This window comes from Maribacter aquivivus, from assembly GCF_900142175.1.
Taxonomy (GTDB): domain Bacteria; phylum Bacteroidota; class Bacteroidia; order Flavobacteriales; family Flavobacteriaceae; genus Maribacter; species Maribacter aquivivus.
On record NZ_FQZX01000001.1, the window covers coordinates 1131706 to 1153367 of the forward strand.

18 protein-coding genes are annotated in these 21662 nt (G+C 35.2%); 3 read left to right on the forward strand and 15 right to left on the reverse strand.

All coding sequences use genetic code 11. The features are described from left to right. Positions 1 to 31 precede the first annotated feature (31 nt). Complete coding sequence (locus BUC31_RS04895; RefSeq protein ID WP_073241786.1) at positions 32 to 376, reverse strand: carboxypeptidase-like regulatory domain-containing protein; 345 nt, start codon at positions 374 to 376, stop codon at positions 32 to 34. 179 nt (positions 377 to 555) lie between these two features. On the opposite strand from BUC31_RS04895, the gene BUC31_RS04900 reads away from it, so the two are divergent. Then, a complete protein-coding gene (locus tag BUC31_RS04900) occupies positions 556 to 1899 on the forward strand; it encodes a deoxyguanosinetriphosphate triphosphohydrolase (protein ID WP_073241788.1) in 1344 nt (447 codons plus the stop codon). Here BUC31_RS04900 and BUC31_RS04905 read toward each other — a convergent pair. Both BUC31_RS04905 and BUC31_RS04910 read right to left on the reverse strand, forming a co-directional pair. Next, positions 1896 to 3014, reverse strand: a complete 1119-nt coding sequence (locus tag BUC31_RS04905; protein WP_139251935.1) for a DUF3078 domain-containing protein — start codon at positions 3012 to 3014, stop codon at positions 1896 to 1898. The genes BUC31_RS04900 and BUC31_RS04905 overlap by 4 nt on opposite strands. Before the next feature lie 5 nt (positions 3015 to 3019). Next, positions 3020 to 4786: a 1-deoxy-D-xylulose-5-phosphate synthase gene (locus tag BUC31_RS04910; protein ID WP_073241791.1), complete on the reverse strand. Its 1767-nt coding sequence runs from the start codon at positions 4784 to 4786 to the stop codon at positions 3020 to 3022. Positions 4787 to 4849: 63 nt separating this feature from the next. On the opposite strand from BUC31_RS04910, the gene BUC31_RS04915 reads away from it, so the two are divergent. Continuing rightward, positions 4850 to 5293, forward strand: coding sequence for a nucleoside deaminase (locus BUC31_RS04915; RefSeq protein ID WP_073241793.1), 444 nt, complete (start codon positions 4850 to 4852; stop codon positions 5291 to 5293). Positions 5294 to 5361: 68 nt separating this feature from the next. Here BUC31_RS04915 and BUC31_RS04920 read toward each other — a convergent pair whose 3' ends face one another. The 6 genes from BUC31_RS04920 to aspS form a co-directional block, all read right to left on the reverse strand. Continuing rightward, positions 5362 to 5553, reverse strand: coding sequence for a cold-shock protein (locus BUC31_RS04920; RefSeq protein WP_073241795.1), 192 nt, complete (start codon positions 5551 to 5553; stop codon positions 5362 to 5364). 70 nt (positions 5554 to 5623) lie between these two features. Beyond that, complete coding sequence (locus BUC31_RS04925; RefSeq protein WP_073241797.1) at positions 5624 to 5890, reverse strand: hypothetical protein; 267 nt, start codon at positions 5888 to 5890, stop codon at positions 5624 to 5626. An 11-nt stretch (positions 5891 to 5901) separates the two neighbouring features. Then, positions 5902 to 7686, reverse strand: a complete 1785-nt coding sequence (locus BUC31_RS04930) for a chloride channel protein (protein WP_073241799.1) — start codon at positions 7684 to 7686, stop codon at positions 5902 to 5904. 35 nt (positions 7687 to 7721) lie between these two features. Further along, positions 7722 to 8549, reverse strand: coding sequence for a tetratricopeptide repeat protein (locus BUC31_RS04935; protein ID WP_073241801.1), 828 nt, complete (start codon positions 8547 to 8549; stop codon positions 7722 to 7724). Further along, the gene (locus BUC31_RS04940) at positions 8521 to 9069 is read right to left on the reverse strand and encodes a hypothetical protein (protein WP_073241803.1); all 549 of its coding nucleotides are present in this window, start codon (positions 9067 to 9069) and stop codon (positions 8521 to 8523) included. Before BUC31_RS04940 ends, BUC31_RS04935 begins: the two co-directional genes overlap by 29 nt. A 127-nt stretch (positions 9070 to 9196) precedes the next feature. Then, entirely contained in the window at positions 9197 to 10954 is a 1758-nt protein-coding gene (gene aspS / locus BUC31_RS04945; protein ID WP_073241805.1) for an aspartate--tRNA ligase, read from the reverse strand. A 258-nt stretch (positions 10955 to 11212) separates the two neighbouring features. Here aspS and BUC31_RS04950 point away from each other — a divergent pair, with 258 nt between their 5' ends. After that, positions 11213 to 11560, forward strand: coding sequence for a toxin-antitoxin system YwqK family antitoxin (locus BUC31_RS04950; protein ID WP_073241807.1), 348 nt, complete (start codon positions 11213 to 11215; stop codon positions 11558 to 11560). Between the two features lie 79 nt (positions 11561 to 11639). Here the strand turns inward: BUC31_RS04950 and BUC31_RS04955 are convergent, their stop codons facing one another. From BUC31_RS04955 to BUC31_RS04980, 6 genes are all read right to left on the reverse strand, one after another. Next, a complete protein-coding gene (locus BUC31_RS04955) occupies positions 11640 to 15143 on the reverse strand; it encodes an efflux RND transporter permease subunit (protein ID WP_073241809.1) in 3504 nt (1167 codons plus the stop codon). A 6-nt stretch (positions 15144 to 15149) separates the two neighbouring features. Then, positions 15150 to 16316 carry an efflux RND transporter periplasmic adaptor subunit gene (locus tag BUC31_RS04960; RefSeq protein WP_073241811.1) on the reverse strand — a complete coding sequence of 389 codons (1167 nt, stop codon included), beginning with the start codon at positions 16314 to 16316 and terminating at the stop codon, positions 15150 to 15152. Between the two features lie 25 nt (positions 16317 to 16341). Beyond that, entirely contained in the window at positions 16342 to 17682 is a 1341-nt protein-coding gene (locus BUC31_RS04965) for a TolC family protein (RefSeq protein WP_073241812.1), read from the reverse strand. Then, positions 17683 to 18288, reverse strand: a complete 606-nt coding sequence (locus tag BUC31_RS04970; RefSeq protein ID WP_073241815.1) for a TetR/AcrR family transcriptional regulator — start codon at positions 18286 to 18288, stop codon at positions 17683 to 17685. A 318-nt stretch (positions 18289 to 18606) separates the two neighbouring features. Then, the gene (locus BUC31_RS04975; RefSeq protein ID WP_073241817.1) at positions 18607 to 20304 is read right to left on the reverse strand and encodes a CRTAC1 family protein; all 1698 of its coding nucleotides are present in this window, start codon (positions 20302 to 20304) and stop codon (positions 18607 to 18609) included. Further along, positions 20291 to 21652: a phosphatase PAP2 family protein gene (locus tag BUC31_RS04980; RefSeq protein ID WP_084134944.1), complete on the reverse strand. Its 1362-nt coding sequence runs from the start codon at positions 21650 to 21652 to the stop codon at positions 20291 to 20293. Before BUC31_RS04980 ends, BUC31_RS04975 begins: the two co-directional genes overlap by 14 nt. Positions 21653 to 21662: the final 10 nt, after the last annotated feature.

The window sequence follows — 21662 nt, forward strand, 5'->3', positions numbered from 1 at the left end:
AGTGTAATTATAAATTGAAAAGTATGCTTAGCTATTTAGAAGCTGTTAAGCTTGCCATGTCTATGGTTTTAGCTTTTAGACTAGCTTGTATGACACTTGTTTTTCCAATAGCAACAATAATAGGAAGCTCAATAGTTTCATAGCCTACAAATCTAACAACTATGTTATATGAACCTGGAGTAAGGTTATCAAACTCAAAATTTCCTCTAAAGTTGGTACGCGTGGTTAATTCGGTATTTTCGATAGAAACAGTAGCCATTAATAAAGGCTCGTTAAATTGTTCGCCATCTAAAATATTTCCTTGAATAGCACTTGTTTCTTGCCCAAAAGTAAAAGAGCAAACCATTATAGTAAAAATGTAAATTAGATGTTTCATGTAAGCTTTTAATTTCTTCTACAAAGAAACTATAGCTAGGTTAAGTTAATGTTAGGTGCGGATTATTAAAGTATGTATTAATTGTTAACATATCGTTTTGTAAAATGCTAAAATTGATTTTAGGGGCTCTACAATGAGATATCAAAAATGTATCTTGCAGGCTTTAAAAACGGATTAACATGAATTGGGAGCAATTACTTTCTTTACGAAGACAAGGCGATAAAAATAAACGTTTGCGAAATGAACAAGATGAAACCCGTTTGGGATTTGATGTTGATTATGATCGTATCATATTTTCATCGGCTTTTAGAAGTCTTCAAGATAAGACCCAGGTTATACCGCTTTCAAAAACCGATTTCGTACATACTAGATTAACCCATAGTCTTGAGGTTTCTGTTGTGGGTAGAAGTTTAGGTAGATTGGCAGGAAAAAAAATTATAGAGAAACACCCATATTTAAAAGAAGTACACGGCTATCAATTCAATGATTTTGGTGGTATTGTCGCGGCAGCAGCTTTGGCACATGATATTGGTAATCCACCTTTTGGGCACAGTGGTGAAAAAGCAATCGGTGAATATTTTAAAACAGGAAACGGATTCAAATTTAAGGACCTGCTTTCTGAAGTTGAATACCAAGATATTATTGATTTTGAAGGTAATGCAAACGGATTTCGATTAATGACACAAGATAGGGCAGGGGTTTCTGGCGGTCTTCGTCTTAGTTATGCTACGTTGGGTGCGTTCATGAAATACCCGAAAGAATCGTTACCTAAAAAACCAAGCAACCACATTTGTGATAAGAAATTTGGATTTTTTCAGAGTGAAAAGCACATTTTTGACGAAGTAGCACAAGATTTAGGATTGCCAACAAGAAGTAATAACGGTACTATTTCTTATGATAGGCATCCATTGACATTTTTGGTAGAAGCTGCAGATGACATTTGTTACACTATTATAGATTTTGAAGACGGCATTAACCTAGGTCTTATTTCTGAAGATTATGCCTTGGAATACCTAATAAAACTAGTTAAAGACACCATAAATACCAAGAAGTATAATTCTTTGGAGTATATGGAAGATAGACTTAGTTACTTGCGGGCTTTAGCCATTAATACGCTAATACAAGATGCTGTTTCTATATTTGTTGAGAATGAAGAAAGCATCTTAAATGGCACTTTTGAAGTCTCTTTATTAGATAAAAGCGGATTTAAAGCCCAAATCGAAGATATCATTAGCCTAAGTGTTCAGAAAATATATCAATCTCAAGAAGTCGTTGAAAAAGAGATAGCCGGCTATACCATTATTTCTGATATTTTAGATGTTTACATTGATGCTTTGATTGGTAAAAAGAATAACAAAGCTTCTAATTACCACAAACTTATTTTAAGAACCTTACCAGGGTTTTATCAAGAAACAAATACATCGCTTTATCAAATTGTATTGAATACATGTTGTTACGTTGCAAGTCTATCTGATAGTGCTGCAGTGCATATTCACAATAAGATTAAAGGAAAAACGCTTTAGAAGCCGTAAAGAATACCTACGCCCAGTACTTGTTTGAACTGTATTTTTGGAACACCAGGGTTTATGATGGTACCGTTATCGTTTTTGACAATATCAAAAAGAATATCGTCATCATAAATCATTTGTGTACCTAAACTTGTACTTATAAATTTATTCACCTTCATGTTAATGGTAAGTTCCCAATCAACATCAATATTTCCAAAACTTTTTATATAATCAGAATAAAGATTAAGCCTGCTTTTTAATTCTATATTATCTGCAACGGTATAATTGAAATTGTTGGTAATAAGTATACCAATCTCCAATAAATGATTCTCGCCAGGTGTAATTACATTACCATCTGCATCTAAAATGGCTTCTTGAACACCAAACGATCCATTGTCAGCTAAATCTTGATCTAGTACAAAGGTTGATTTTTGAGTTAATGGAGATAGGTAAAGGTTGAATTTTTCATCTTTACTGATATACGATGTACCCGCACCAAATAGTAAATAACCAGGTGCCATAAATCTTGAAATAGGTGTATCTCTATCAGGGTATTTGTAACCGTTAGAGAATTGTGTATTAAAGTTTAATTGTACGGAATAGAACCATCTACTATCATTATCTTTCTTAAAACCTAAGTTAGAACTTAAACGAATTACATCTTCCGTTTTTCTAAGTTTTTGGCCTTCTTGAGCATTTAATCCGTAACGTAATTCTAGATTATTATCCCATTGAAAATTGCTAAACTTATATTTTCGTGCAAATTTTAAAAATCCCAAACCACTAATAGCATTATCACCACCCGCATTCCAATTTACAAAGGCAACTTCACTAATATTGATACCAAAGCTATTTTCTGTTTCCCAAAATGACGGTACTCTAAATCGTTGAAAACCTTTTTGCAGGGTTTTTGTTTTTTTGAAGTCAATTTTGGGTATTTGTAGGTTTACGTCTTTTCTAGGGGAATAAATTTTATCTACCGTTCTACGAATTACAATAGTATCTACTGCGACACTGTCTACAGTAACACTATCTACAATAATAGGTGCCGGTATGGTATCTTGACCAAAAGAAAATGACATTACCAAAAGAAGTAACGGAAGTAAAAATTTAAGCGATTTTGAAGCCATTATTTTCATAGAAATTGTTGTACATATTGTTTTACGGACATCTTATCTATCCCTGCTTTTATATACAGTTTTTCGGTAGCACCGTGTGTAATAAAGGCATCAGGAATGCCAAATATCTTAATTATTTTATGGATTCCAATATTATTTGCAAATTCTAACAAACCACTTCCAAATCCGCCAGTAGCAGCACCATCTTCAATTGTAATAATATGCTCGAATTTCTGTAAGATTTCTTTTAATAAGGTTGAGTCTAAAGGTTTTATGAACGGGAAGTTATAATGGGCGATTGCAGGGTTGTTATCCAATTCATTTATCAGTTCAGATACCATATTGCCAATGGGTCCTGTGCTTAGAATAGCAATTTTACTTCCTTCTTTTAAAAGTTGTGCTTCTCCGATATTGAGTTTTTTCATCGGTACTTGCCAATTCACTTCATTTCCACGACCACGCGGATATCTTATAGCAATAGGATGGTCTAAACCCAACTGAGCCGTGTACATGATGTTTCTGAGCTCAATTTCATTTAATGGAGAACAGATAATCAGGTTAGGAATACACTGTAAATATGAAATATCAAATACACCATGATGCGTTGGTCCGTCTTCACCAACCAAACCTGCGCGGTCTAAACAGAAAATAACAGGTAGGTTTTGTATAGCTACATCGTGTATAACCTGGTCATAAGCACGTTGTAGAAAAGTAGAGTATATATTACAGAATACAACTAAACCATCAGTTGCCATACCTGCAGCCATAGTTACCGCATGTTGTTCGGCAATACCAACATCGAAAGCTCTGTCTGGAATGACCTCCATCATAAATTTTAAAGAACTACCAGTTGGCATTGCAGGAGTAATCCCTACTATTTTTTCATTTTTCAATGCAAGTTCTACTAAAGTTTTACCGAATACATCTTGAAACTTAGGTGGTTCAACGGTATTGGTTTTCTTTTGTAGCTCACCTGTTTGTTTGTCAAATTTACCGGGTGCGTGGTAGGTGACTTGATTCTCTTCTGCCTTTTGTAACCCTTTTCCTTTTGTGGTGATTACGTGTAATAATTTAGGACCTTTTATATTCTTTAAACGTTCTAATTCTTTTACTAAAGTAGGTAGGTCATGACCATCTATAGGGCCAGTGTAATTAAAATTTAAGCACTCGAATATATTTTCTTCTTTTGCAGTACCTGTTTTTACGTTGGTAAGGTATTTTTTTAATGCACCTACGCTTGGGTCTATACCCATAGCATTGTCATTAAGCACAACAAGAATATTTGCATTGGTTACACCGGCATGGTTTAACCCTTCAAATGCCATACCGCTGGCTATAGATGCATCGCCAATAACTGCAATGTGTTGTCGTTGTATTTTTCCTTGTAATTGTGCGGCCAAAGCCATACCTAGCAAAGCTGAAATAGAAGTAGAGCTATGCCCTGTTCCAAAAGCGTCATACTCGCTCTCTTGCATTTTTGGGAACCCACTAATTCCACCAAATTGTCTATTGGTGTCAAAAACCTCTTTTCTACCGGTCAGTATTTTATGCCCGTATGCTTGGTGGCCTACATCCCATATTAACTTGTCTATGGGTGTATTGAAAACATAATGTAATGCTATGGTCAATTCTACAACACCTAAACTAGCACCTAAATGCCCTTCTTTGACAGATACAATATCAATTATGAACTCACGTAGTTCAACAGCCAGTTGCTCTAAATCCTTTACTGATAAAGTTTTTAGATCGTTAGGTGATTTGATATGTTCTAGAATTGATTTCAAATTGCATCTATAATGGTCACAAAAATACTTTTTTAAAAATGAAACTATCGTATTTTTGAGGTTATGGTTTTACCTTACGATGATACTTATTTTATGAAAAAGGCACTTCAAGAAGCAGAATATGCATTTGAAGCTGGTGAAGTGCCTGTGGGTGCTGTAATTGTAGTGCAAGACAGGATCATTGCAAGAGCACATAATTTGACCGAAAAATTGAATGACGTTACGGCACATGCCGAAATGCAAGCGATAACCTCTGCAGCTAATTTTTTAGGAGGTAAGTATTTGAAAGATTGTACGTTGTATGTAACCTTAGAACCTTGCCAAATGTGTGCCGGTGCGTTGTATTGGAGCCAAATTGGGAAGATTGTCTATGGCGCTACAGATGAGCAGCGCGGTTGCGGGGTTATGGGAACAACTCTTCACCCTAAAACTAAAATATCAGGTGGTATTCTTGCAGATGAAGCGACTAGTTTATTGCTTCAGTTTTTTGCGAAGAAAAGAAAATAGAATTTTGAGTATAAATGAAAAACCACGCAAGAGCGTGGTTATCTAAATTTTTTAGAAAAAGAATATTGTTAAAGTACCTGCACTTGTCCGGCAACAGTACCTTTTCTTCCTTGTTCCTCTTCATAACTCACTTTGTCACCTTCTCTAAGTTCAATGCCGTGTAAAGAGGTGGCGTGAACAAATATATCTTTTCCAGTTTCTTCATTGGTTATAAATCCATAACCCTTAGATTCATTGTAAAATTTGACGGTACCAATCATTATATTGAAATTTTAATGTTAACATTCTAATTTACAATATTTTAGGATTCATTGGTAGAGAATGGTACTATTAATTTTTCGGAGTGTCTTGATTATCAGTCTTTCTAGGTGCTTTACCTTGCATTTTTCGTACATTTTCATCGGTAAGCATGTAATCATTAAATTTTTTACCCTTGCTCTCTTTTATTAGAAAAAGTGGCATGGCAATTAAAAATAGCAATAAGGTACCTGAACCTATATACCTATGTGATAGTGCTTCTTCACCTGCACCTAAAGTAAATCCGTAGATAATTAGTCCAATTGAAATCAATACTATGGCAATAATTACATATTTCATGTCTTTCTCTTTTACTTAGTAAATTTTATAAGTTCTCTTCTGTAAGCAGTTAATAGTTTTGATTTGGAAACAAATCCCATATATTTTCCATTCTTTACTACAGGTAAGTTCCATGCGCCACTATCCTGAAATTTTTGCATAACAATTTGCATGCTGTCCAACCCATAATAAATATGATCGGGTGCTTTATGGGTAAATGTTTCCACTTTTGTAGTGTTGTATAATTTGGTGTCGAACATGAACTCCCTAATATCATCTAATAAAATAATACCTAAAAACATGTGATTTACATCTACTACAGGAAAAATATTTCGTGTTGATTTGGCAACGGAATCATGTAGCATTTCACCCAAGGTCATATCTGGGTGTACTATTTTGAAGTTGGTTTCTATCACCATATCAATGTTCATGATGGTAAGCACTGCATGATCTTTATTGTGCGTCAGTAAATCACCACTTTCAGCCAATTCTCTCGTGTAAATAGTATAATCTACGGTGTTTTTTGTGATGATGTATGATATAGAAGCGGTAATCATTAGTGGAACAAAAAGTGCGTAACCACCTGTTATTTCTGCAATAAGGAAAATTGCGGTCAACGGTGCATGTTGCACACCCGCAATAAGACCCGCCATACCAATAAGGGTAAAGTTACTTTCGGATACTGAAAATCCTAATCCGGAATTGTTGATTAATTTTGCGACTACGTTACCTAATGCACTACCCATTACCATTGTTGGTATGAAAATACCACCAGCGCCACCGGCGGCTAAAGTAGTGGTCATCGCAACCGCTTTGAAAATTGTAATGCCGATCAAAAGTGCTATTACTACCCAAATATTGCCGATATAAGCATCAAAGGGCGTTTTACCCAAAGCTTTAATATGGTCACCTATTAAAAGGTCGTTGATAAAGGAAAAACCTTCACCATACAATGGGGGAATCGTATATAACATTATACCTATTGCAAGACCGCCAACGAGTAATCGGTATTTAGGACTTTTTAAGGGCTTAAAAAGGTTGATAATACCAAAGTACATTTTAGTAAAGTAAATAGACGCTACAGCTGTGCCTACTCCTAAAAGAATATAAAATAAGGTATCTTTAACTTCAAATGGTTCTGTAATCGTGAAATTGAATAGATTCTCGTTTCCCATAAAAAAGTAGGAGGTAAGCACACCACTGATCGATGCCAATAATAATGGTAACATGGATATCATGGTCAGGTCTAAACTAAATACCTCTACCGCAAAAATGATGGCGGCAATTGGCGATTGAAATATAGACGATATTGCACCTGCCGAGGCACAAGCAATTAGTAAAGAGCGCGTTTTAGAATTGATATGAAAAAGCTTTCCTAAATTAGAGCTTAATGCGGCACCTGTTGCCACTGCCGGACCTAATAACCCCACGGATCCACCAAAACCTACGGTTAATGGTGCAATAATAAGTTGGGTGTACATCTGTTTGGCATCAATATTTGCCTTGTTTCTTGATAAGGAAAACAAAATAGAAGAAACGGCATGCTTTAATTTCTCTTTATGAATGTATTTTACATAAAGATATACCAAGGTAAGACCTATAATAGGCAGAATGAAATACAGCTGATTACTTGAGAAAATAATCCCTTTTTCAAGAGATGCCTCAATAAAATAAGTGATGTTTTTTAAGGTAACAGATGCCAAACCAGCCAAAAGACCAACAATTACACTTAAGATGTAAATGAAGGTTTTTTGAGAGATATGTTTATATCTCCATTTGTAAATGCTTTTTAAAATGTTATTCCTTTGGATGGGCATGGTTGAGCCAAATCAATGATAGGGGGCAAAGGTATTTAATTACTTGCTATGATTTTGGATTTAAGTTCTTCTAAATCTTCAAGATAAATTTGACGTAGGGTTTCTACGTATGCTCTATTGTTATAATAGCCATTATTAAAATCTACAATGGCATCATTAATCATATTCAAAGCCGCTTTTTTATCTCCTTCGTTCAGAAAAATCTTCGCCTTATAATATTTGGCATCTGCAGAATTGGTGAAGTATTGAATTAATTTGTCAAAATTCTCATTTGCTTTTTCAATGTTACCAGCTTCATAATACGCAATACCTCTATATAGAAAAGCTTCAAGTTCTACCCAATCTTCACCAGAATCTTCTGTTTCTTTAGTAATGTGTTTATCCCAAAAAGCAATAGAGTTGTCATAGTCTTTTGCTCCTAAATAAGCAATGCCTCGCCAAAAATCTACACTATGCCCTTGTGGATAATCTAAATATGGAGTTAACGAATCTGATGCGTTAAAATCTGCAATGGCTTTTTCATAATCTCTGTAAAACCATAGGTATAAGTAGCCGCGCCATGGTATTCTTTGTTCAGGATTTAATGCTACTGCCTTATTGTATTGGGGCAACCATTTATGTGGTAATCCACGTTTAAGGTCAGCTACTGAAAGTTCATAAACCCCAGGTTCATATGTTGGGTCTATAACTACAGCTTCAGCAATACCGTTTTGAAAAGCAACTGAGCCTTGATGATAAAATATAGCATCTTTATATCTTTCTTCAGCCAAGATTTGAACATCATTTTCATTAGCATTATCTGCACAAGAAATTAATAAGGCAAGCACAATACAACTAAGGAATAATTTCGACCACTTTTCCATTTTCTATTCGATAAGATATATACATATAATAATTGCCAGGATCTTCTCGAAATTCAAGAGTATTCCAATTTTCTGGCATTGCGGTAAAAGTTAAAAGGGAATCTACCATTTCTGAATTCAATTCTTTTTCCTCTAAATCTAGATTCATTTGAACAACATCAAACCAGCCGGGGTTTCCATCACAATTCACTAAAAAGCGAAAGTTTAAATAACCTGAATCGGTAAACGAATCGCCAGAATAGTTGTTTGCTAGGTTTATTCTAAATTGCCTTTTGTTATTTTTATAAGCATCTAAGCCAGCACCATTGTAGGTGCGGTAAATTTTACCATCATTACATAACGTATATACATCATTCAATAGCGCCTTTTCTTGATCGATGTACCCTATGTAGTTTTTATAAGGTTGGTCAGTAGTATCGAAATCTTTTTTAAACTTAAAGTAAAAGTACCCAGCCAGACCACCAATTATTAGAACTATGCCCAATAAACTATACAATACTATTTTAACCCATTTTTTCACAAAGTGAATTTAACAAAAAATATCTTACTCAGTGTGATGGTTAAATTGTAAGATGTCTAATTGAAATGGAGAGCAAACAAAAAAATCCCGCACTAGGCGGGATTTTTACTTTTATATCAAATAGATTTTATTTCAAATCTATATCCAACTTCAAACTCAATTCTTTCAATTGTGCATTATCAATTGGGGCGGGAGCATCAATCATAACATCACGTCCACTGTTATTTTTAGGGAATGCAATAAAATCTCTGATAGTTTCTTGTCCGCCTAAAATAGCTACAAGTCTATCAAGACCAAATGCTAATCCGCCATGTGGTGGTGCACCGTATTGGAAAGCATCCATTAGAAAACCAAATTGTGCCTTTGCCTCTTCTGGTGTAAATCCTAAATGCTTGAACATTGTTGCTTGCATATCTTTATCGTGAATACGAATAGATCCACCGCCTATTTCGTTTCCGTTTAATACAAGGTCATAAGCGTTTGCACGTACTGCACCTGGATCAGTATCTAATAATTCTAACTGACCTGGTTTTGGCGATGTAAATGGGTGGTGCATTGCATGGTAATGACCAGTTTCTTCATCAAGCTCCAATAATGGGAAATCAACAACCCATAATGGTGCGAATTCATTTGGTTTTCTTAAACCTAATCTAGTTGCCATTTCCATTCTCAAGGCACTTAACTGTGTTCTTGTTTTATTAGCATCACCAGAAAGTACGCAGATTAGGTCACCTGGTTTAGCACCAGTTGCTGCAGCCCATTTTGCTAAATCGTCTTGGTCGTAAAATTTATCTACGGTAGATTTAAAGCTTCCGTCTTCATTACATTTTACGTAAACCATTCCGTTAGCTCCAATTTGCGGACGCTTAACCCAGTTTACTAAAGCATCTAATTCTTTTCTAGTATATGATGCAGCATCTGGTACGGCAATACCTACTACTAACTCTGCAGAGTTAAAAACTCCGAATTCTTTATGCTGGGCAACGCTATTTAATTCAGCGAATTCCATCCCAAAACGAATATCTGGCTTATCATTACCATATTTAGCCATGGCATCATCATAAGTCATTCTAGGGAATGAATCGATCTCTACACCATTGACTTCTTTTAAAAGGTACTTCGTTAAGTTTTCAAAGACATTTAAAATATCTTCTTGTTCTACGAATGCCATTTCACAATCTATCTGTGTAAACTCCGGTTGTCTATCGGCACGTAAATCTTCATCTCTAAAACACTTTACAATCTGAAAGTATTTGTCCATACCACCAACCATAAGCAACTGCTTAAAAGTTTGTGGTGATTGTGGTAAGGCATAAAATTGCCCTTCGTTCATACGGCTAGGTACAACGAAATCTCTAGCACCTTCTGGTGTAGATTTTATTAAATACGGAGTCTCCACTTCTATAAAGCCTTCGCTAGATAAAAACTTACGGACTTCCATAGTTACCTTACTTCTAAAAATAAGGTTGTTTTTTACAGGGTTTCTACGGATGTCTAAATACCTATATTTCATACGAAGATCTTCACCACCATCGGTTTCGTTCTCGATTGTGAAAGGCGGTGTTTTAGATTCATTCAGAATAGTAAGTTCAGAAACCAAAACTTCTATATTACCAGTAGGGATATTAGCGTTTTTAGAAGTTCTTTCAATAACCTCACCTTTTATTTGAATAACAAACTCTCTACCCAAATTTCTTGCCTGCTCTAATAGCTCTGCATTTGTGCGGTCTTCATCAAGTACTAGTTGTGTAATACCATAGCGATCCCTTAAATCTACCCAAACTACGAAACCTTTGTCTCTAGTTTTTGCTACCCAACCAGATAGTGTAACCGTTTGGCCAATATGTGATTCTCTTAATTCCCCGCAGGAATGGCTTCTATACATAGTACTTGCTTTAATGAATTGGCAAATTTAAGAAGTCTATTTCATTATAGATCTATTTAACTGGTAGCTTTTACACGATGACCAGTTTAGCCAATGTTAAACATGAATTGTTTTTAAAATACTGTAAAATAGGACGTTGCAATCCCAATGTAAAGTTAATGTAAACTAAAAGTTACCAAAACATTGATTAATTGAGAAATAAATGTATATTTGTAACGTTAGTGTTAAGGAAGAAATTAATTTAAAAAAATATATCCCATGAAAAAAATCTTAATTATAGCTGTAATGGCATTGTCTTTCGGAGCTTACGCTCAAGTTGATCCTACTTTTGAAAAAGATGGTGATAAAGTAAAAGCAACATATTTTCATGCTAACGGAGAAAAATCTCAAGAAGGTTACTTTTTAAATGAAAAGTTAGAAGGTGAATGGAAAATGTTCAATGAAAAAGGAGAGAAGATTGCAATGGGTAACTATGATAATGGTGTAAGAACCGGTAAGTGGTTATTCTGGGAAGGTGATGTAACGAGTGAAGTAAACTTTGATAATAACAGAATTGCTAGTGTAAATAAAGCTAGTAAAAAAGATCCTGTTGTAACGAATAAGTAATCTCAATCAAATACAACAACAATAAGAAAAGCCCCGTATCAAATGATACGGGGCTTTTCTTATTTCAACTTTTTGTAGCTTAAGCTACATGTTCTAATTGTTTATTTTCTTCATTACTATTGCCGCCGAAACTGCTGAACTTTATTTTTATACGGTATACTATGTTGAATAGTACTGGCACAATAATTAAGGTCAAGAATGTTGCAACGATTAAGCCGAAGATAACTGTCCAAGCTAATGGTCCCCAGAATATAACATTATCACCACCAATATAAATGTGTGGATTAAATTCTGAGAATAGCGCAAAGAAATCGATGTTGAGTCCGATTGCTAACGGAATCAATCCTAATACGGTTGTAATGGCAGTTAATATTACCGGGCGTAATCTTGCTTTACCACCAACGATCATAGAATCTGTTGCATCTTCAATTGTCAATAAATCACTGTCTTCCATACCTAATCTCAACTTTTTACGATCGACTAGAATTTGGGTGTAATCAAGGAGTACCACTCCGTTATTCACCACAATACCTGCAAGTGAGATAATACCCATCATTGTCATCATAATAACGAAGGACCATCCGGTGATCATCAATCCTCCAAAAACACCGATGAAGCTTAAGAAAATAGCAATCATAATAATCAACGGTTTAGAAATACCACCAAATTGGAAGATTAGAATAAGCATGATCAATCCTAGACCAGAGAAAAAGGCACCTACTAAGAAAGCTTGTTGCTTCGCTTGTTCTTCTAATTGACCTGTATAATCAATTTTAACGGTAGCGGGAGTTCCATTAAAACTTCCCATCTCATTTTGAATTTCGGCAACAATAGCACCGGCATCAGTAAAGCCAGGTTTTAATCCGGAATAAATAGTTACTACTCGTTTACCATCACGGTGTTTAATAGCACTATAACCAGATGTGTTCTTCTCGGTTGCAACAGCAGAAATCGGAATCTCTTTAATCTGCCCATTAGAAGGATCTCTAAAAATGATATTCTGATTGAATAGCGCACTTTTGTTGTATCTCAAGTCTTCATTAAATCTAATATTGATGTCATAATCTTCGCCATCTTCTTTATAAACACCTGCCTTCTCACCAAAAATAGAGCGTCTTAACTGGTTACCAACTTGACCTACGGCAACACCAAGCTCACCTGCTTTCTCACGATCTACAATTACTTGCATTGCTGGTTTGCCTTTATTTACATCTATCTTTAATTCTTCAATACCTGCAATGTTTTTGGTATTGATGAAGTTTTTAACATCTTCAGCGGTATTGATCAGCTCATCATAATCATTACCTTCAAGCTCAATGTTAATAGGGAAACCAGCTGGTGGTCCATTAGCATCTTTCTCTACGGATATGGCAACACCAGGATAAATGCCCTGTAATGCTGCTTGCACACGACCACGAATATCTTCGGTATTTAAACCATTACGATATTTATATTCACTAAAGTTTACGGTTACCTTTCCTTTATGAGGCATTTCTGCAGATGATCCACCATCTGTAAGTGGGTTACCGGCACCTTCACCAACTACGGATACAGCTGATGACATCATAAAATTCTCACCCTTTTCATTTTTGTACATATCGTCATCCATGATAGCGTACACCTGATTTTCTACCTCTTTGGTAATCTCATTGGTTTTCTCAATAGATGTTCCTTCAGGGTATTCTACATACACATAGATTTCATTTGGTTTGTTATCTGGGAAGAACTCGATTTTAGTTCTACCGCTACCTACAGACATTCCAAATAACATGAATACACCAATCAACATTAAAAAAGTTATACCAAAATACCAATATACGTTGCTACCTCTAAGCGCATGCTTTAAACGACGCTCATACCAATTTTCAAAGCGAGCCATAGTTCTTTTTTGAAATCTGATTGCTGAACCTTTAATGATGTATTTGTATGCCCAGAACATGATGGCAGTAAGTATAAGTACAGATCCCAAGCCGCGCATAGCGCCACCGAAAATTAGTATTAACGCTCCAAGCCCACCTAGAATAACACTCATTCTAATTAATTGCTTTAAGGTCAATTCTTTTTCATCAGTGCTCATAAATTTAGAGACCAACATAGAGTTCATGAATATGGCTACGAATAATGACGAGCCCAACACAACAGAAAGTGTAATAGGGAAGTAAATCATAAATTGACCGAAAATACCTGGCCAAAGACCTAACGGTACAAAGGCAGCAACAGTTGTCGCTGTTGATATGATAATAGGGTATGCAATTTCACCAATACCTTTTTTAGCAGCTTCTGTTCTTGACAAACCTTCATCCATTAATCGGTATACATTTTCAACTACTACAATACCGTTATCCACCAACATGCCAAGACCCATAATCATTCCGAAAAGAATCATAGTATTAAGTGTGTACCCAAGCCATGACAGTATTACAAAAGACATGAACATGGACATAGGTATAGCGAAACCAACAAATAATGCATTTCTAAATCCTAAGAAGAACATTAGAACGGTTACTACGAGTATAATACCGAAGATGATGTTGTTTACTAAGTCATCTACTTGATTTAATGTACGTGTAGAGGAATCATTGGCAATAGAAATATTTAAATCTGGCGGAAAGTATTCAGCTGTTTCTTTCTTTACCAATTCCTTTATTTTATCTGAAGCGGAAATGGAGTTTCTACCAGCTCTTTTTTTCACATCTAGCATTACTACATTTTTCCCGAATTCACGAGCATATGTAGTTTTGTCTTTTGCTTGAAAGTTAATGGTAGCAATATCTTTAAGGTATACTGCACCATTCTCAGATTTTACTACGAAGTTGTTCAATTCTTTAGGGTCTTCTACTTCCCCTAAAATACGAATGGTACGTCTTTGTCCTACGGTTTTTAAGTTACCGGCAGACATCGTCATATTACCATTGCTAATAGCACTAATTACATCTTGAAAGCTAATTTTAGCAGCCATCATTTTGTAAATGTCCACACCAACTTCAACTTCTAGGTCTTGTGCACCACGTATATCTGCTTGTTTAATTTCTGGTAAGTCTTCTACTTCATCTTGTAAATATTCAGCAAACTCTTTCAACTTTTCTACAGGGTAATCCCCGGTAAAGTTGATATTCATAATTGGCACTTCTTCTGAAAAATTTAGGTCAAACACATTCGGTTCTACCTTTGCACCGTTAAAAGTAGGCCAGTCTTCACTCGCTTTTTCACTGTCTACTTCATCTTTTACTTTTTGCTTTGCCTGTTCAACAGTAATCTCTTCATCAAACTCTATGGTCAAAATAGCGTAATCTTCTTGAGAAGTTGAGGTGACTTCTACAACGTTACTTATATTCTTTAACCGATCTTCTAAAGGGTCTGTAATCAGTTTTTCAATATCTTCAGCGGTATTACCTGGGTAAGGTGTACTAATGTAGATTTTGGTCTCTATAATTTCAGGAAAATCTTCTCTAGGCATCGCCATATAAGCGCTGAATCCTAACCAAAGAAAAATGGCAATCATCACATAAATAACCGAAGGGTTATCAATGGCCCAAGACGATAAACCGAATTCCTTATCGGCGTTCTTTTGTACTTTGCTCATCGATCTTTATTTTTTGATTTTAACTTTTTGACCATCTTTTACACTTCTAGCACCTTCTTTGATAATTTGGTTGCCATCTGCTAAACCAGATAATACTTCAATATTTGCACCTTGTGTTTTACCAGTGATGATTACACTTCTTTTTACTAACGCCTCACCATCTGCATTTGGCTCTTCTGCAACGAATACATACTGCTCACCATCTGCATTTTCTGAAATTATACTAGTTGGTATTAATATGGCATCTTCACTAGTATAGTCATTGATAGCTACTTTAGCAGAAAGATTTGGTTTAATCTTACCTTCTTTATTTGGTACAGGTATTTCTACCTCAAAAGATCTATTAGAAGGATTGATAAAATTGCCTGTCTGTCTAATTTTAGTAATGATGCTATCTCCTAATACTGGAAAATAAACCAAAGCCTCTTTACCTTTTGCGACACTTCCTAAATATGATTCTGGCACTTCTACCTCAATATACATATCAGATAGGTTTACAATACGAAATACCTCTGAACCTTGCCCTGGAGCAACAACAGTGCCTTGATCTTTAATTACATTATCAATAATACCTGAAAAAGGTGCTCTTATGGTAGATTTTCCCAATTGGCTTTGCGTTTGAGAGAGCATATTTTCTGCTGCTTCATAATTGGTTTTAGCCTGTAAAAATTGAATTTCTGAACCTATGTTCTGATTCCATAAACGCTCTTGACGCTCAAAAGTCGTTTTTGCCAAAACAGCTTGAGATTTCAATTGACTTACTTGGCTAGACATACCGCCATCGTCAATAGTCGCTAATACCTGACCTCTAGAAACTTTGTCACCTTCTTTAACATATACTCTTTGTAACGTACCTGCCATTTCTGGGTAGATCAATACATTTTGCTTGGTAGAAACATCGCCCTGTAATTCTAGGTAGTGGTTAAACAGCTCTTTTTTTGCTGTTAATGTATTTACCAATGGTAACTTCTCTTCATTACCTAAAACTGCTATTGCAGAATCTAAAGATTTCAGTTGTGCATCAATTAGTTTTTGTTGTGATGTAATATCATTTTTTTTAGCTCTTATTGCCTCTAGATCTTGCTGTGCTATAATATCTGCTACCGATTGCTCACCTCCGCCGCATGAGTATATGCCAATGGTCGCAATTAATAAAACTAGTATTTTCTTCATGATTGTATTTTTAGTGATTGATTATTTAGTCTTTTGTATTTAAAATGGTTTCTAGTTCGGTCTTGTTATTAATTACCTCTACCATTGATTGCAAGTACTCTTGTTGGGTAGTATATAATTGTGTTTGTGCCTGTCTCAGTTCAAAACTTGTTGCAAGACCTTCTTTATATTTGATTTGGTTTTTGTTTTCAATACGTTCAGATAGTGTTAGGTTTTGCTTTGCAGTTTCGTAATTATCTATTGCCAGCGTATAATTATTTTTAGCATTCTCTAACTGTAATCTAATTTGTTGTTCGGCTTCTGTTAATTGTGTTTTCGATTTTTCTAAAGCAATTTTTGCGCGTTGGGTGCTGGCACTTCTTTTAAATGAACTGAAAATGGGAATATTTAGGTCAAAACCTAAAATAGAAGAATCGAACCATTGTTGATCTCCGCTGAAAAAATCGAAGCTTTCTGAGTAAGCCGAACTACCATAGTTAACGTAAGCATTCAAAGTTGGCAGTGCACGACTTCTTGCTAGTTTCCATTCAAAAAAGCGTTGTTCGTTTAAATTTTCGGCAAGCTTGTAATCTACATTATCATTAATATTGAAGTCGATCCCAAGTATACCTAAGTCCATTTTTGACATGGTAAGATCTTCTAGGTTTTCTTTCAATTGTGTTGGTGCATTTAGATCTAGACCCATACTTACATTCAACATTTGTAATGTAATGTCCTTTAATCTAAGAGCATTTTGCAATTGATTCTCTATGGATGATAAGGTGATTTGAAGTTGGTCAACACTTTCTTCTTCTCCTAGTCCGTTTTCAAATAGCTTAGAAGTTTCAAAGAGATTTTTTTCAAGTGTGGTTTTATTTTTTTCTAGGATTTCTATACTTTCTTCTGCTAAAAGTACATTGCCGTAAGCTTCAACTACTTGTTTTCTAACGTCTAGTTCTGTTTTCTCTTTGTTGTTTGCACTATAGCTTAAAAATGCTTTTGTTGCTTGTACACCAACAATATAAGAACCATCAAAAATTTGCTGTGTCAACGTAGCTGTTGCAGTTGCTGATTGTGGTTGAGAGAAAACTACGGGTATAAATTCACCCGCCGCACCACCTACCAATTCTGCTGGTAATAATGTAACAGGTTGTTTTAACTGATTAGAATATCCAAGAGATCCGTTTATTTGAGGAAGTCCGCCTGCTATAGTTTCCCATTTTTGCTTTTGGGCATCTATAATATCCCTATTCGCATTAATCGCTGAATAGTTGTTTTCTAATGCAAATTGAATCGCTTCTTCCAATGTAAACGAATTGGTTTGCTCTTGTGAATATCCTAAACTAATACTTAGAATAGTGATTAAGATTACTAATTGATTTCGCATTTATTCTTGATTTGAATTGATGATGTTATTTAATATGGTTTTTCCTTTTGGTGTAACAATCCCTCTAATGTGGTATTCTAAAAAAGAGTCCATTAATTTTCCTATCGGAAATTGTTCTAACGGAAACATGTTTTGGTCCTTAATACTATTAAGACCGGTAAAATATATTCGAGCAACAAACTCCGGATTTATATTATCTCTAAACAAGCCTTGTTTTAAACCACCTTCAACATTCAATAATATGCACTTATGCATTTTATCGAATTGCATTAGCTTGAGATTCTTATGAATTTTTGGATAGTATTTCATTAATTGGTACTGTGGAGAGCTCTTTTCATCATTTAAATGAGACATTACATACTTTTTAATCTCATACAATTCTTCAATAGCGTTTTTCTCCATCGCTATAATTAAGTCAATACCATTGCTTAAATCACAGAACTTATTCATTACGCAATCTTCTACTAACGAAGTCTTATTACTATACTCGCTGTAAATGGTTTTTTTAGACATGCCAATTTCATTGGCAATATCGTCCATGGTAATACTCTTAAAACCACGTTCTAAGAAAAGCTGTGAAGCTGTATCCCTAATTTTTTCTTTCATAATGGCTGCAAATATACATCAGGAAACTTTAGAAACTAAAAAAGTTTCCAAAGTTTTACAATTTTTTAATGTTGTGTGGTTATTCAACCAATTTTTGAGAGGCTGGTAACTAGCTATATAGCTGCAGTTAATTTTACAAAAGCTATGTTTTGTTCAAAAGTTAGTTTAGGTTGCGTTGAATATTCTAAATAAATGGCAAGTAAGAGTGTTTCAAATTGCCTTCATTTGAAAAGTTGAAGTATTGCTTGCTGGTGCTAATTTGAAGTAGATATTCTAAAGTAAATAGATTGTTATATCCTTCTAAACAGTGAAATAATTTTATTGCCTTTTCTTTTTAGCTACAAAATAGACAACAACAAGTAGTAGTGAAGTACCAAGTATGTACCAAATAGTAGAAGTTTCTTTTTTCGGTTGATTTATTTCAACAATTTCTAGTTGTTGATTTGCCTTTATATTGGTTAGTATTTGAGTGTTACCGCCTGTCCAGTTGACAATTACCGAATCTACAGCAGTATTTTGTCCCAAACCAAAGTGTGCTATCACCGAGTTTTGTGATAAATGACTAGATCCACCACCATCAATTTCTCTTATAATTCTTTTTCCATTAGCAACTACAGTTACGCGAGAGCCAATACCATTTACTTCAGAGTCCAAACCTTTAAGAGCAATTTTTAGCCAATTACCCTTTACCAAATCATTTCTGAAAAGTCGAGTGGTAGATGCTATTGGATAATTTAATATAGGTTGTTGATTTACAACTAATAAATCCATATCACCATCATTATCCATGTCAAATATTACTGATCCTCTACCTATTCCGTAATCATTAATGGCTAATTCCCTTCCTTTTTCAGTAAAGGTATTGTCGTTATTTTCAAAATAGAAATTGCCCATAGGTGTGCAGTTCGGATTCAGGTCTCCGTTAGAAACAAATAAATCTAAATCTTCATCATGGTCAAAATCCGCAAAATTTGCACCCCAACTTATGGCTAGATTGTAAGTACCTAATTCTTTTGCCTTATCAACAAATGGTTTACCTATGCCTTGGTTCTCCATCAGCATATTGAACTTGATGTTGGTAATGTAGTAATCCATCCACCCATCACCATTATAATCGCCAACAGCTGCGCCCATGGCGTTAATTTTTAAGTCCATTCCAGTTTGCTTGCTGGCATCATCAAAATGTTCATCGGGGTACTCGTTACGGTATAGAAAATTAGGTACTGCTTTATACCCAAAATCTTGATTAACCAATAGGTCTTGGTCTTGGTCATTATCATAATCAGTGAAAACCCCACCAAAACCAAAACCTTTATGCCCTAAACCATATTCATCATACACGTTTTCGAAGCTTTTACCTCTTTTGTTTTCAAGTAAATAACTTCTGGCTGTTTGGTTTGCGCTAACAATAGTAGCATCTTTTATAATACCCAGTTTACCTGTAAATTCTTGAAAATAATTACCCACAAATAAATCAGGATATCCATCTGCATTAAAATCACCAAAACTAGGTCCTGTACTGAAAGAGTTTAAGTCCTCTAAGCCGTATTCATTAGTGACATCTTTAAAGGTAGCATCTCCATTATTTAAGAAGAGTAAATTTTTAGCTCTTGGTATGATACTTTTACCATCGGTTGTAGTAATGGTTGTGATGAATAAATCTCTATATCCATCTTTATTAATATCTGCACTTACAACACCTTGGGTAACATAGTTATTGGTAATTACTAAACCAGAATTATCAAAAATATCTTTGAAAGTACCGTCACCATTGTTAAGATAAAGGCGATCATGTTTTATACCACTCGTTATATATAAATCTTCAAATCCGTCATTATTGACATCAAAGACAGTAACACCACCACCAAATGTGCCTTCATAGACTTCATATTGGTGGTCAATACCTGCAGCTTCTGAGACATCAGTAAAAGTTTGTTGCGAATAGCTCATTATTCCGAATATTAGAAAGAATATGCTACTGCTTATTTTAATGAGTGCTGAATTATTTTTCATCATTGTTCTTCCATTCTAGGGCGTAAATATTTTTGGCGATTTCCACCCCTTTTTCTAATCCTACTTCGTTGTCTAATTGCGTGTGTATGCCACCATAAAATCTAGAATCTGCTGTTTCTAGTGCGGCATCCCAAAAGGTGTTGAATGACCGTATTACAAAATAAGTTTCTTTGAGTTCATCGCGCTCCCTGCCTTCATGTGCCCTATCTGTAAAAGTAAATTCTTTTCCGAAATTGTGTTCTAAAACCGCAGCCGCGGCAGCTGCTTGTATGGCATGTCCTGACGGAAAAGATGGAAAAGGTGGATCAGGCCAAAAAGACTCCCATTCTTCATCAATATATTTTGGTATAAAGGTATTTGGGCGTTCTGTAAAAAACTGATATTTCCATTTCCAACAATTCACGAAAGCATCTGATACTGCCATGCCTACTTGAGCATAGATTTTGGCACTTTCAATAAGTGATATGTCGTGACCTTCTATTGCCAAGGTGGCAAAATAATAAGAGTGCCCGGGCGGAGTAAAACTCACGTCTGGATCATCTCCCCACCAAATAGCAGCTTCTTTTTCTAACTGTGTCAGTTCTAAATCTTTCAGATATACATTTTCAAACTGCTTGTAATAAGGAGAACCAACAGTTGTGTCATACGGAATCATCTTTGGGTCTTCAAGTTCCTTATTACTGGACGCAAAAGTTCTATTTTCTCCCCAATGTGGGTGTAAAGGGTGATGGCTGAAAGATTGAGCGAATAATGGAGGTTTCCAAGAACCTGGACGTTCTGGGTGTATCATGGTTTTGTCAAAATTGTTCAAATACCCTCTATGCCCACCATCTGTTTTTGACCATTCAAAAATAGTTTGTGCAATAGATTTGCCAAACGCAACAGAACGTGAAACGGTTTCTTCATTTACACCATCTTGAAATTGAGTAAAGATCACTTGTTCAAGAGAATCTATTTTTTGAATGTTTTCTTCGGATGTTTGAACATATATATTCTTTAAAATTTCTGATTGCCCAGCATTTAATGCTAGTACCCAATTATATTCTTTTGAATCATCTGCAATAGGCAGCTTATCTAAACCCTCTAATTGCCCACTCATTGATTTATAATCAGAAAAACCCGGTACTATAGCTTCATACATTGTAATACCTGTATACCCAAAGGCCCTAGATGCAAATGTGGGAGAATTTGATGGGGTATACCTTGTAATGAACAAGGTCATATTTGCCCATTCTAAGGCAACTTCTTTATCACTCATTTTTGGCTGCTCGTTTGTAGTACATGCCATTGTAAGCAAGAGTAGCAGTATGGTAGAAATTTTTATAAGTGTTTTATTTGTGGTGCTTGTCATCGTTAATTTA

What these genes read in the sequence shown, in the direction of transcription:
- BUC31_RS04955 (WP_073241809.1), bottom strand. Translation starts at nt 15,143, where the DNA reads ATGAGCAAAGTACAAAAGAACGCCGATAAGGAATTCGGTTTATCGTCT.
- BUC31_RS04895 (WP_073241786.1), bottom strand. Translation starts at nt 376, where the DNA reads ATGAAACATCTAATTTACATTTTTACTATAATGGTTTGCTCTTTTACT.
- BUC31_RS04900 (WP_073241788.1), top strand. Translation starts at nt 556, where the DNA reads ATGAATTGGGAGCAATTACTTTCTTTACGAAGACAAGGCGATAAAAAT.
- BUC31_RS04960 (WP_073241811.1), bottom strand. Translation starts at nt 16,316, where the DNA reads ATGAAGAAAATACTAGTTTTATTAATTGCGACCATTGGCATATACTCA.
- BUC31_RS04915 (WP_073241793.1), top strand. Translation starts at nt 4,850, where the DNA reads ATGGTTTTACCTTACGATGATACTTATTTTATGAAAAAGGCACTTCAA.
- BUC31_RS04965 (WP_073241812.1), bottom strand. Translation starts at nt 17,682, where the DNA reads ATGCGAAATCAATTAGTAATCTTAATCACTATTCTAAGTATTAGTTTA.
- BUC31_RS04920 (WP_073241795.1), bottom strand. Translation starts at nt 5,553, where the DNA reads ATGATTGGTACCGTCAAATTTTACAATGAATCTAAGGGTTATGGATTT.
- BUC31_RS04975 (WP_073241817.1), bottom strand. Translation starts at nt 20,304, where the DNA reads ATGATGAAAAATAATTCAGCACTCATTAAAATAAGCAGTAGCATATTC.
- BUC31_RS04905 (WP_139251935.1), bottom strand. Translation starts at nt 3,014, where the DNA reads ATGGCTTCAAAATCGCTTAAATTTTTACTTCCGTTACTTCTTTTGGTA.
- BUC31_RS04970 (WP_073241815.1), bottom strand. Translation starts at nt 18,288, where the DNA reads ATGAAAGAAAAAATTAGGGATACAGCTTCACAGCTTTTCTTAGAACGT.
- BUC31_RS04950 (WP_073241807.1), top strand. Translation starts at nt 11,213, where the DNA reads ATGAAAAAAATCTTAATTATAGCTGTAATGGCATTGTCTTTCGGAGCT.
- BUC31_RS04935 (WP_073241801.1), bottom strand. Translation starts at nt 8,549, where the DNA reads ATGGAAAAGTGGTCGAAATTATTCCTTAGTTGTATTGTGCTTGCCTTA.
- BUC31_RS04930 (WP_073241799.1), bottom strand. Translation starts at nt 7,686, where the DNA reads ATGCCCATCCAAAGGAATAACATTTTAAAAAGCATTTACAAATGGAGA.
- BUC31_RS04980 (WP_084134944.1), bottom strand. Translation starts at nt 21,652, where the DNA reads ATGACAAGCACCACAAATAAAACACTTATAAAAATTTCTACCATACTG.
- aspS (WP_073241805.1), bottom strand. Translation starts at nt 10,954, where the DNA reads ATGTATAGAAGCCATTCCTGCGGGGAATTAAGAGAATCACATATTGGC.
- BUC31_RS04925 (WP_073241797.1), bottom strand. Translation starts at nt 5,890, where the DNA reads ATGAAATATGTAATTATTGCCATAGTATTGATTTCAATTGGACTAATT.